Source organism: Paenibacillus swuensis, assembly GCF_001644605.1.
Classification (GTDB): domain Bacteria; phylum Bacillota; class Bacilli; order Paenibacillales; family DY6; genus Paenibacillus_N; species Paenibacillus_N swuensis.
In genome coordinates, this window is the sequence record NZ_CP011388.1 from 2945673 (window position 1) to 2958459 (window position 12787).

Genomic DNA, 12787 nt, shown 5'->3' on the forward strand with positions numbered 1-12787 from the left:
CCAACACCAACGCTAAAGGTATTCCTCTTCCAGAGGATACTAATGTGCCTGCTATACTAAATATGAACAATTATTTTCCTGACCAGCTATTAGTTTCGGGTAAAGCATACGCTAAATCCGTTATAAAAGATCTTAAGATGAATGGTCACCCGAAGAAAATTGGAACCATTAATTATCTGGATATCGTAGATTCACATACCGATCCAGATGGAGTTACGGTGCACATTGTTACTCGCAGTGGAGTAAGTTATAGCCATGGTTTTCACAGTAGCTATGGAAACGGTCCAAACGGTCCAAAGTTCCGTGTGGAATACCCGCTTATCTTTGAGTATGAATGGACAGGTTACATAGAAGAATCCAAAGAAGTCGATGTAGCCGGCTCTTCATCTATATCCCTTGGGCAAACCTCAAATGCATCAGCCAATATTAAAGTAAAAAACTTTGATTCCAATGTTTGGTCGGGTCCCGTTAATGTAACTCAAGCAACAGAAACAACTTGGGACTCGACAAACAAAGGTGTTGCAACAATCAGTGACTCAGGAAAAATCACAACGATTTCCCAAGGAACGACAACAATAAAAGCAACTTGGATCAAAGATGGATACACGTTGGTGGATTCATACACCCTAACTGTTATAGCACCACCCAACCAACCAGACTTAACCCCAACTTCCGTCACCCCAGACAAACCCTCTATCCCGATCGGATCGACCATTACATTCACAGTAGAGGTTCAGAACATTGGCACACAAGCCATTCCCAGTTCAACTCCCGTTGCCGTGAAAGTATTCGACCAAACAGGGAGATTGGTTAAGAACACCACCATTTCCGGAGGGTTTACAGGGGGGCAGAAGAAAACTTTTACCTTCCAAGATTCCTTCCCCACCTCAGGAGCTACTCGTACCTATCAAACGATTGTCGATCCAGCAGGATCAATAACTGAAGCCAGCGAAACTAACAACGAAAGACAAGATACATTCAGCGCTGCAGCTGGTGGCGGAGGAATCACAGGAGACTTCGACATTCTACCCGGACCAAACATTAAGTACAGAGACAGCTTCACACTACACCCGAAGGATATCACGAATAGCGGGTCCTGTTCATACTCACGACACACGTTCAAAATCACTCGTGACGGTACAACATACACTTCCCCGTTTGTTTACTCCAAAACCCAAGACAGCAGCTACACCGAATCGAATTATCCCTATGTAATGGGCGTCGGCAGCCATCAAATCTCTTTAACCATCCACAGTAATTGTGGAGAAATCATTATCGGTCCCAAAACACTCGAAATAACAGGCCCGCAAAATAACAATCCACCTCAAGGCCAGATTGGATTTGTCCGCTCTTCAGATCGAACGAAACCGTTAACAACTGTATTGGAAGGAACACGTTTAGACTTAATCCTTATCCAAGATCCGCGCGTACCCACACCGCATGACCCAGATGGAGATGATATCTACCTCGTGGGCTTTGATTTTTCAGAAAGCGATGCTTGGACCAAAGAAATTGATATGAAATACGCCAATAATTATACTGACATTGGCTATCTCAACGTGCTCATGGATAAAGTAGGCACTCACCGCGTAAAGGCAACCATCCGTGACGAATTCGGCGCAACAGCGATTCTTTCAACCGTGATTGAAGTTGTACCCGAAAATCCAATCCCCGTCATCACAGGACCTACCGAAGTGGTCGAAGGCCGACCGGTTTCCCCTCCTTTCGACGCTAACGCGAGCTTCAGTCATATGGGCAGGCAAATCGATCACAGCCGCGATCAATGGACGAATCTCAGAACCATGTATCCCGACATAGGAACCGAAATTCTTTCACTTGACGTGTTTGACGAAATCGGACTACAGTCGCTGGCACCAGATACCCATACACTGACCGTTAAACCGGATATCCCGCCAACCCCCAAGCTAGAATACACAGATAAGGCAGTTCGTAACTCCAATGTACTATTTCGAAATACATCCTATAGCCCCGACGGAGATAACATTGTTACCAATTCAGTCACCTATAAATACGATGCCAATCATAACGGTACGTTTGCGGACGACGGGCAACAACCTATAACGATGACACCGCAGAAAACCTTCACCTTCAACCCAACCCGCGTGGGTAAATACCAGTTTTGTGTTTATGTCCGTGAAGATTGGGGGAAGGACGCCAGAGGTTGCTATGATTTTGAAGTGGTCAACGACAGTCCTTTTGTTTCATTTACGGTTTCGTCTACTACTACAGAACCGTTTGCGATCAACAATAAACCCGTTACGGTCATTGATTTCATGAGCGGCGCGTGGACGAGCAACGATTACCTTCATGCCAATAAATCCAAGGCGTGGATGCGAAATCCCCACACAGGCGTCCTTGCTGCCGTTCCCTTCCAAAAGCCGACCATAGATGCGCCAACAAACCCTACGATTACGCTGATGGACCAACCCTTCAGCACCGGTGACCGCGAAAACGGCAGAACCTACTATTTGGAAGACGGCTATTACCTATCCTGGAAGCAATATGACTATGGAGGATCCACAGCCGCTTACGTGTATATCAAAAAATACAAACCATCCTACCCCGATCCCGCCAGAACCGGAAATTTACACAATGTGATGTTTGACGGACCGCATCGAATCGATTATGAGAATAAAATCATATACGTCCGCGAGCAAGGCTGGGGCTATGAAAGCTATTATGTGGATCGGGTGAAGGGTTACAACATTCATGATTTTATTACATTAACCAATCCCCCTGTTGTAACTATGGTTAACTATAGTGATTTTATCAAAACACCCGTTGATCTCGGTTACGAAGACCGTTGGATCGGTACGGACGGAACGGTGAATTCCTACAGCTGGGATCGTCCATTGAACGGCGGCCCGTGGTCAACCTATCAGGATAACAACACATCCTCCTATGGAATGAGCTTGTTGCCGAACGGGGACTACATTTACGGTGCGGATGCGCAGTGGAGATTGAATGTCTATGACGGTGCAACCAGAGCTCTGAAACGAACGCTCAACCACCGCTTTTATTGGTATGGCGAGCCCTATATGAGCGCGGATGAAAAAGCAATCGGTGTAGTCAACTCCAATCACAGCAGCTTCTCTCTCTATCAATATCAATCCGAGCAAGAATTGTTAGCCTCGAACGGATGGACAAGCTACACCGGTCGATACGAAAACATCTTTATTTACAGTTATTACAATGGCACCATCAATGCTATGAGCGCGGTAGATTCTAACGGGACCATTCGCTGGACTACACCCGGTCATGCAAATACACATTCCAGTATTATTACGAATGACGGGTTTCTGATTTATACACTGGAGTCCAGGCTGATGAAAGTGAATATTTTGACGGGAGCAACCAGTATAATCGCTGAGTTAAGCGGATACCGACCGAATGTAAGCGAGGGATATTCCCACTATTACTCTTTTCCGACATTTTTACCGGACGGAACAATACTGGTCAACATAAACAGCCATAATTTCAGTACAGACAGCGACTATGTAAATACGGTTATCATTGACAGCACGAAAGAAACTACATCCAACCGGTTTACGTTAAATCAGCTCATACCAACCACGCCAGCCAACTATGCGCTCGGAGACAGCTACCAAATCTCTTACACGTTACGTATGAACAAGTTTCAACATGACCTTGCGGCGGGGATGTCCTTTGGGATCCTGAACCATCAAAACATGCTCCGAGTGGAAAGCAACCCGAATCATACCCGCCTTGTACGGATTACGAACGGACAGAAGACTATACTTCGGGAGATCCCTTACCCATTGGCCAAAAGCACCTATCATACGTTCAAAATCATGCGAATGGGAGACCAAATCAAAGTTTACATTAACGGGGTGCCGCTCATTACTACACAAGAAAGCTCCTATAAGAACGGCACCTTCGGGCCCTTTACCGAGATCGGGAAAGCGGAGTTTAAAGCGGTAACCTATGCGGATTTGTCCCAGCTTAACGGCAGCAGCAAAGTGAACAATTACGGAATTGTGGGGGAGGAGTTAGAGTACTCAGCCTTCATGATGGATACGGAAAATGACCCGGCCATCCCTGCGCTCAATGAGTGGAAGTACGAGCAGCTTTCCCAAAAATTTCTGGATGCGGGTGACGGAAAATCCGGGGCATCTTCATTGCACAATCGAACTTTTAATACATCCAACCCCATTTTAGATAAAGTGGGACTGTACCGGATCTCATATTCCACCAAGGATGACCCTCACCCGGAGCATCGGTATGGAGATATGATGTTTAACAGCTACAGGCAAAAGTCGAATGTATACGCCAACAATGTCATCATACACCGCAAACCTATTTCCCTGTTCACGCTATCTCTAAACCCGAATTATTCTGTTCGATGGCATGACAGCAGCTATGACCCGGATCGATGGCTGAGCCCAGGGCATTATTCCACAGAGCCGACAGGTATTCCTTATGGTTCGAATCGGGGTATTTTGCAGGCCAAATATTATTATGTATCTCCAAGCGGAGCCACGTTCTACGAAAAGCTAACCTCACCGCAAGAGACAGGCACATATGAGGTGGGAATGGCGGTTCAAGACGAATACGGCGCATGGTCCGATTGGAATGTTGAATATTTGAATGCCACCGTTACGGGGCCAGGCAATATGTTTCCGCCTGCGGCAGCTTTAACAAACCCTAACGGCACTCAGTCCGCTCCGACCCTCTATTCGACGTTGAGACCCAACATAACATGGGCACAGTCGGATCCTGATGCAGGTAATGTGTTTACAGGTTATCAGATCCTTATTTCAAACGAACAAAATACCCAAATGCTGCTGGACACAGGAGAAAGCGGTCAATGGACGAGTAATACCTGGGCGAACTGGGCTGTTAACCGTGATTTGCCTGCCAACGAAAAGCTGAGGGTTCGGGTGCGAGTAAGGGATAATCAGGATCATTGGTCCGCGTATTCGACAACCCAGTGGATGCTGATCAACAGGGAGCCCAACGCGGTCATGATCGTTCCATCCGGAACACAGGGATCACCTACACCGATGATTTCCACTCGTCCTACGCTCAAATGGAATCAAACGGACCCAGACGCCGGCACGGTGTTCCAAGGCTTTCATATCCAGATCCTTAACGAAGCTAATCATGTCCTGAGGGACACAGGCCCTCTCTGGCAACAATCGGGTGCGGGCACCCAATGGTGGAACCTGGATCAAGACTTGCCGCGTGGGCAGAAGCTTCAAGTCCGCGTTAGAGTTCAAGATAACTTGCACACCTGGTCTCCTTGGTCCCAAACCACTTGGATGATCATTAACCGGGCGCCTGTGGCCGATTTCGAGTGGAGCCCGACGCCAACCTATGAAGGAGACGTCATTAACCTCGCGAACTTATCAACAGACCCCGACGGCGATGCTATGACCTATCAGTGGCAAATTACCGGACCTGGGGGGTTAACGAAATCTTTTGCTACCCAGAACGGCGCCTTATCTTATGCGGAAACGATTGATCGAATCGGACCTTACCATGTAACATTAACAGCTACCGACCTTTATGGAATGACCAGTGAGCCTGTGAGCAAAACGATTATCGTTCTTCCTCTAACGATCATTGGCGAGGTGTTTCATACAGAACTCTGGGATCAGAAACGGATAGAGTACAATCTGAAAGAAACGGGGAGTTCGGATGCGCCTCGTGGGAGGGATGTGTTTTGGGCGGGAGAGAAATTCAGGCTTCGTTCACAACTCACGGATACAGGAGGTTCCTCTACCAAACCGACGAGAGTCCATGTTCGCTTTGAATCCACAGGGCATTCCGTCGAGCTTACGTCCACACCTTCAGGCAACTGGACCGGCGAGTTATGGCAACAATCGATGGACGGTTTGGCGGACGGCACATATTCGTTTCGGTTTACCTCGTATTGGAGTAACAGCGCCGTCAAAATAACAACGGTACTTGTTGAACTTCGGGACAGATCTGGGAGGTCATAGAAACGCACGCGATTCATTAAAAGCGATTGAATAAAGAAAGCAGTCATTCCGTACAAACGGGTGGCTGCTTTTGTGCGGATATGATACAATATCTCTCCGTGCCGTCGTGCTGTGGACATTTTGTTAACAGTGCCTGTGGACAATTGTGGATAACATTATTAAATCTTTGAATCAACAGGATTTGTGATGTGTGCAAAATAGAGGATATCTTTTTCAATGAAAATTGTGGATAATGTGGATAAAACGGTGGATAGATTCGAAAAGCTTTACAAATCAATAAAATTAGCCTGTTCATACTGTGCATAACCTTGTGGATATGTGTATACGTTGTATAGCGCTTTCTTAATCAGGAGAGACTGTGGGCATTCCATAGGATGTAAGTCATTAAAAAGGGGGCATTTGTGGTGTTGTGCAGACCGCGGCGTAGACGGACAAGTTTTATGTTCATGGGTGTACTATTGATGATGTTAATAACTTTATTGCCAATCCAGGCCACCGGCTTAGCCGACAATTCTGCTAAAGCAAGCAAAGTCGTGCTGGTTGCCATTCCGGACTTATCTTTCGATGATTTTGCCAGTCTTACCCAAGTTAATGAGCTGGCTTCTCGAGGAGCTTTAGGGGCTCTAAATATACGTACTCCGCTCAAAGGTGAGTCGAACAGTTATCTGACGATTGGCGCTGGCGCTCCCGCGGCGGCACCTTCGGTTGAAGCACCCGGCTATGTCATCACACCCCAGAAGCTTTATGAAATTCAAGTCGGTCCCATTCCTGCGAACAGCGCGATTGTGGTTCCGGAGATTGCACATTTGCAAGCTGAGAATAAGAAAAGACTTCATGACGCCGAAGCAGGCTTATTAGGCGAAACTTTACATAAGAATAAGATTCCTGTCTATCTGTTTGGAAATCGGGATGCGCTTCCTTCGGACCGTCCCAATCAATTAGTCATTAAGCGCCAAGCGGCCTATATGATGATGGATCAACAAGGTGTTATCCCTTATGGAAATATGGGCGGAACGATGCTGATCAGAGATGAGACAAGCTCCTTGCCGAATACAACAAATTATCAAGCGATGCTGCAGGAATGGTCGGCGTTGCCTGCTGGTTCGGCTGCGGTCATGTTTGAGCTGGGGGATCTGGATCGGCTGTATGTGTCGCAAGGATTCTATTCGGCACAAAAGTGGACAGAGTCCAAGAAGACTATTCTTGGCCAAATGGATGATTTTATTGCTCAATTATCCAAACAGCTGGGAGAGAAGGATCGTCTTATTCTATTCTCGCCGTCCGTCAATACCGATGCTGTAGCGGAGAAATCTTTACTTGCTCCGGTGTTGGTTTGGCAGGGGGGAAATGTTAAGGGAATTGTGAAAGGTCCTATAGGCTTCCATCAACAGTCGATGTTAAGCTCAGGGACGACGAAGCAGCCAGGACTCGTAGCCAATGTGGACATTGCCCCTACGGTGCTGCAGGCATGGGATATCCCGATCCCTCAGCAGATGAAGGGCATGCCGATGACCGCGGAAAAAATGACCGGCGGGGCTGCCTGGTTGCAACGTGAGCTGCAGGAAATGCAGACCGTATATAAGCTACGCCCAAGTCTGCTCTATTCGTTGGTGACGTATGAGGTCATCGTTCTTCTGTTGAGTTTAATGGCTGTTTTGCTCAGATGGCGGAGAGGTTTGTTCTGGATTCGAATGTGTTTGTTATCTATCTTGGCCGCGCCGATTCTGCTGTTGGCTATGGGATGGTTGTCTCATTGGTCCATTGCCGGCCTGGTTTCCATCTTTATACTAGGAAGTTTGGCAACGGGTTATTTCCTGAGTTACCGAAGACATGAGTTTTCATTAACCGTGTTAAGCTTAGGGATTGTTCTGTTTGTGGTCGCGGATGCTTTTACGGGATCCAGCGCAATGGAGCGATCCGTGCTTGGCTATGATCCCATGGTAGGCGCGCGCTATTACGGCATCGGCAATGAATTTGAAGGTGTGTTTATCGGAGCGGTCGTGCTAGCGGCATCATTGCTTCTGCAGCAGCTTCAATGGCGGAAGAAGAAGAGTCCTCAGGCGGAGCTGGGGGATGCGGGAGCTGGACGGGCAGATACGGGAGCGGGGCATGGTGATGCGGGAACGGAAAAGGGCAATGGAGAAGCGGGGCACGGGGATGCAGGAACGTTGCACATCACGCGTTCGCAAATTCACTCTGCGACGGTGGAGGAGGAAGAAGCGGAGTATATAGTGCGTACGGTGAGCACCACCACGGATGCGCTGCGCGGCAAGCTCGTTCCGCGCAGCGCGGTGTTCGGCGTGTCGCGCGGTACAATTCGCGCGTACAAGCTGGGTGTAGCGGCCGCGTTCCTGCTCGCGGTCGCCTTTCTCGCCGCGCCGGCGCTCGGGGCGGACGCGGGCGGCGCCATTGCCGCCGCCATCGCCTTCGGCGCCGCCGCGCTGCGCATGCTCCCCGGAAATGGCCTGCGGCCCATTTCCGTGCCGAGGCTGCTGCTGGTCGCAGCAGCCTCGGGCGCTGCAGCGCTAGCCCTGTTGTGGCTCCTCAACGCTGTGCTGCTGCCGCCCGCGGCAACAGCACAGCAGAGCCACATCGGGCGCGCGCTGCAGCTGCTCCAGGAGGGTCGACTTGATCAAATCGGCCACATCATCTTGCGCAAGCTTCAGATGAACTGGCATTTGATCAACGTCTCCGCCTGGAGCAAAGTGCTGATCACCTCCTTGGTGGTCATGGCGGTGATTGTGTTTCGCCCTCGCGGGGTGTTCCGCGAGTGGCAGGCGCGCTACCCGTATGTGATGCACGGGTTTAGCGCGAATACCGTCGGCGCCATTGCCGTGCTCGTCCTGAATGACTCGGGCATTGTCGCCGCCGCGACGCTCATCGTGTACGTGGCCGTCCCGATGTTGCTGCTGCGCCTGCAGGACGCTCCCCAATCGCGATAATGTACATAACCGCAGCGCATTGTAGCCGAGCAGATCTAGCTAACAGTGGAGCCATAATGAATAAATGGCCTTATCCTACCTTGACCAATTGAGTTTTACCGCGATAGTGTACAAATGCACATTATAGCCGCTCGGATCTAGCTAAAGTGGAGCATTCTGTCTGCCATTTCATACATAAGGAAATCACTTTCTCTCAAATGCAGCACATTTACGCTATTCCCCGAGAATTTCGGTGATAATACAAAAATAAAGAAACGAATTTCTCTCATGTGATGCCTAGAAAGCACATGAAGGAAGTTCGTTTCTTTGTTTTCCGAAATTATTAATTAGTTGTCAAAAATAAGGTAAATGAGTGTAAGACGAGCGAAAACAGGTTCCTTAAAGTGTGAATGCAGACCAGCACAACCAGCACAACCAGCACGATCAGCATATTCAGGATATCCAGCATTGCCAGCAGCACCAACAAAACACCTGCTTGCGGCTCTTGGCTAAAATTCTCTAAATGCTGCTCCGCACACGCTCCGCACACGCCCAGCACTCCGCACACGCTCCTCACTCGCACCTCATTCACTCCATCACTCCATCAAACTTTCCCACTCCGCATAAATATTTTCCAAAGCCTGTTTCGATTGCTCGATTTTGGTGGTAATTTCCTGTAAGAGCACATAATCGTTAAATACAACGGGATTCGCCATTTCGACTTCCTTCTCGGTAATATCCGACTCCAATCGGGCAATTTCCGCTTCCAACTGCTCCAACTTTCGTTGCCGGTTGCGTTCATCCCGTTTGGCTTGCTTCTCCGATTCATAGCTTACTGCTTTTTCGACAGCGTCTGATGGCCGGGATGGCTTATCTTTCGCCGTTTTTTGCTGTTCTTCGGCTTTTAACTCCTCAATTTCTTGCAGCTTCTCTAAATATTCATCATAATTTCCCAGGAAATGATTAGCGCCGCCCGGAGTCAATTCAACAATTCTCTCAGCCATCTTGTTCAGGAAGTATCGATCATGCGATATAAAAAGCAGAGTGCCGTCGAAATCCATCAACGAAGCCTCCAACACTTCCTTGCTATATAGGTCCAAATGATTCGTAGGCTCATCGAGAATCAGCACGTTAGCCTTCAACAACATCAGCTTGGCCAAAGAAACCCGTGCCTTCTCCCCGCCGCTCAACGCCGAAATGCGCTTCAACACATCCTCGCCGCTAAATAGAAAATTGCCCAACACCGTACGAATCCGGGATTCCTCCAAATGCGAATAGTTGCTCCAAAGCTCTTCCAGCACCGTGTTCTGCGGGTTCAGACCCGTTTGTTCCTGATCGTAATATCCGATTTTCACGTTCGAACCCCAACGATAACTTCCCGAGAAGGGCTCCCGCTGCCCGACCAAAGTCTTAAGCAGCGTAGATTTACCGATACCGTTCGGACCGATCAGCGCCGCCGTATCCCCGCGTTTCAGGTCGAAAGTCACATGATCGAACAGTTTCACCTCACCGTCAAAAGAAACCGACACATCCTGCACGAACAGCACGTCTTTTCCTGTCGTTTGCTCCACCTCAAAGGAGAAGCTGGCTTTCTTTAAATCCCCCATAGGCTTGTCGAGGCGATCCATTTTCTCAAGTGCCTTGCGCCGACTTTGAGCCCGTTTCGTTGTAGAGGCCCGCACAATATTCTTTTGCACAAAATCCTCGAGCTTCGAAATCTCATCTTGCTGTTTCTCAAACAATTTCATCTGAATCTCATATTCCTGAGCCTTCAGTTCCATAAAACGAGAATAGTTACCGGTATAACGCTTCGATTGATGACGCTCAATCTCGTAGATGGTGCCAACTAATGCATCCAGGAAGTAGCGGTCATGCGACACAACCAGAATCGCGCCCGGATAAGAACGCAGATACCCTTCCAGCCAAGTTAATGTAGGAATATCAAGATAGTTGGTTGGCTCATCGAGCATCAGCAGGTCCGGGGATTGAAGGAGGATGCGCGCTAAGGCCAAACGCGTTTTTTGCCCGCCGCTTAATGTATGTATTAACGTCTCCGCAGGGAAGTCGCCGAATCCCATGCCGTGAAGGACGCCGCGAATGCGCGCCTGAATCTCGTAGCCGCCTTGTTCCCGAAACCACTCCGACTTGGCCGCATAGCGTTGCATGACATCCGCATACTCCCGCTCATTCGCCAGCACCTCCGGCTCCGACATCCGAGCTTCCAACTCCCGAATCTCCTTCTCCACAGCCAAAATAGGCGCGAACACATGCAACATCTCATTCCAGATCGTACGGTCGGACTGTAACCCGCTGTTCTGGGCTAGATAGCCGATTTTCGTTTCCTTGGATTTGAAGATCTCCCCGCCGTCATGGCTCATCTCACCGGCCAGTATTTTCAGCAAAGTGGATTTGCCCGCCCCGTTGACGCCTACCAGACCAATTCGTTCTTTCTCCAAAACTTGAAGCGATATATTTGATAAGACTGTTTTTACTCCGTAATTTTTGCGTATGCTGTTGGCTTGAAGCAACATGTGAAACCCTCCCGAAAATCTTGCTTCCTCTAGTTTACATGAATTTTCAGCAGGTTGCGACAGCATCCCCCCGGAAACACATTCTGATTTCGCCCCAAAACATGTTAAAATATAACTATAATCATCTTTCAAAGAATGGATTTGGAACTATGACGGATCTAAAGGATATGAAAAAGCTGTTAAGAGCCGAAGTCATCCGCCAACGTGCAGAGCTCACCTCACAGGAACATGCAGAGAAATCCAAAGCCGCCTGTATACATGCGCAACACTTGCTAACCTCTTATTTCAAATCAGGCTCGACCCTGTTAACCTACATTCCGTTTGGAACTGAAATCGACGTTACTCCTTTAATGGATTGGTGGCGGAAGCGCGGCGGCAACATTGCCGTACCCAAAGTGGATATGGCGAAGCGCTCCATGATGTTTTATATCATTAATAAATCGGATGACCTCGTTCAGGGTGCATATGGTATTTTGGAGCCGAGAGAGGGCTTGGAGCTTTATGAAGCTTGGGAGGAGGCCGTTGCGCTGATCGTTCCTGGGTCTGCTTTTGACCGTAATGGGGGAAGGCTTGGGATGGGCGGAGGATATTATGACCGTTTTCTGCAAAAGGTTGTTGGGAGTACAAATTCGCCAGTCCGCATAGGCATCGCGTTTCAATGTCAGCTGGTTGATCAGATCCCCATGGAACCGCATGATTTCGACGTTCAACAGCTGGTTACGGAGCAGGGTACTCTGGATTGTATTTCCAAAACTTAATAATTTATTAACTTCAGTTGACAAGCTTTCCTGAGCATGAAACAATGTGGACAAAGTCACGAAAATTACAGGAAGTTCTCACAATTAAACGGAGGCGGTTCTGTGAGCGATTCAGGCGGTTTCACGCATTTCAATGAACAGGGACGCGCGCATATGGTCGACGTTTCGGACAAAGAGATCACCAAGCGGGAAGCATGCGCAAGAACAACAGTTACCATGCACCCCGATACATTGGTTCTGATCCGTAAAGGCGGTTTAGCCAAAGGCGATGTGCTGGCGGTTTCACAAGTGGCGGGTATTATGGCGGCCAAGAACACGGCGAATTGGATTCCCATGTGTCATCCGTTGCCTCTGACAGGAATTAATATTGAATTTAGCGATAATGGTCATCATGAGTTATATATAGAAGCAACAGTGAGAACAACCGGAAAAACCGGGGTGGAGATGGAGGCTTTAACCGCTGTCTCTGCAACGGCTTTGACCGTATACGATATGTGCAAGGCTGTGCAAAAGGATATGATTATCGGACCTACGCTGCTTATTTCCAAAACCGGGGGTAAGAGCGATTACACTTCTGTAACCTAAATTAA

6 protein-coding genes are annotated in these 12787 nt (G+C 48.5%); 4 read left to right on the forward strand and 2 right to left on the reverse strand.

The features are described from left to right. Window positions 1-62 precede the first annotated feature (62 nt). Together SY83_RS12985 and SY83_RS12990 are read left to right on the forward strand one after the other, a co-directional pair. Window positions 63-5987 (forward strand): glycoside hydrolase family 78 protein, encoded by a 5925-nt coding sequence (locus tag SY83_RS12985; protein ID WP_197479850.1) that lies wholly within the window; start codon window positions 63-65, stop codon window positions 5985-5987. A gap of 461 nt (window positions 5988-6448) precedes the next feature. Next, on the forward strand, window positions 6449-8929 hold the full coding sequence (locus tag SY83_RS12990; protein ID WP_068607133.1) for a hypothetical protein: 2481 nt from the start codon (window positions 6449-6451) through the stop codon (window positions 8927-8929). 322 nt (window positions 8930-9251) lie between these two features. Here SY83_RS12990 and SY83_RS12995 read toward each other — a convergent pair whose 3' ends face one another. Continuing rightward, the gene (locus SY83_RS12995) at window positions 9252-9467 is read right to left on the reverse strand and encodes a hypothetical protein (RefSeq protein WP_068607135.1); all 216 of its coding nucleotides are present in this window, start codon (window positions 9465-9467) and stop codon (window positions 9252-9254) included. Window positions 9468-9504: 37 nt separating this feature from the next. After that, a complete protein-coding gene (locus SY83_RS13000; RefSeq protein ID WP_068607137.1) occupies window positions 9505-11439 on the reverse strand; it encodes an ABC-F family ATP-binding cassette domain-containing protein in 1935 nt (644 codons plus the stop codon). Between the two features lie 167 nt (window positions 11440-11606). On the opposite strand from SY83_RS13000, the gene SY83_RS13005 reads away from it, so the two are divergent. Further along, window positions 11607-12197: a 5-formyltetrahydrofolate cyclo-ligase gene (locus tag SY83_RS13005; protein ID WP_197479851.1), complete on the forward strand. Its 591-nt coding sequence runs from the start codon at window positions 11607-11609 to the stop codon at window positions 12195-12197. A 153-nt stretch (window positions 12198-12350) separates the two neighbouring features. After that, window positions 12351-12782 carry a cyclic pyranopterin monophosphate synthase MoaC gene (gene moaC, locus SY83_RS13010; RefSeq protein WP_068611091.1) on the forward strand — a complete coding sequence of 144 codons (432 nt, stop codon included), beginning with the start codon at window positions 12351-12353 and terminating at the stop codon, window positions 12780-12782. The last annotated feature ends 5 nt before the right edge of the window (window positions 12783-12787 follow it).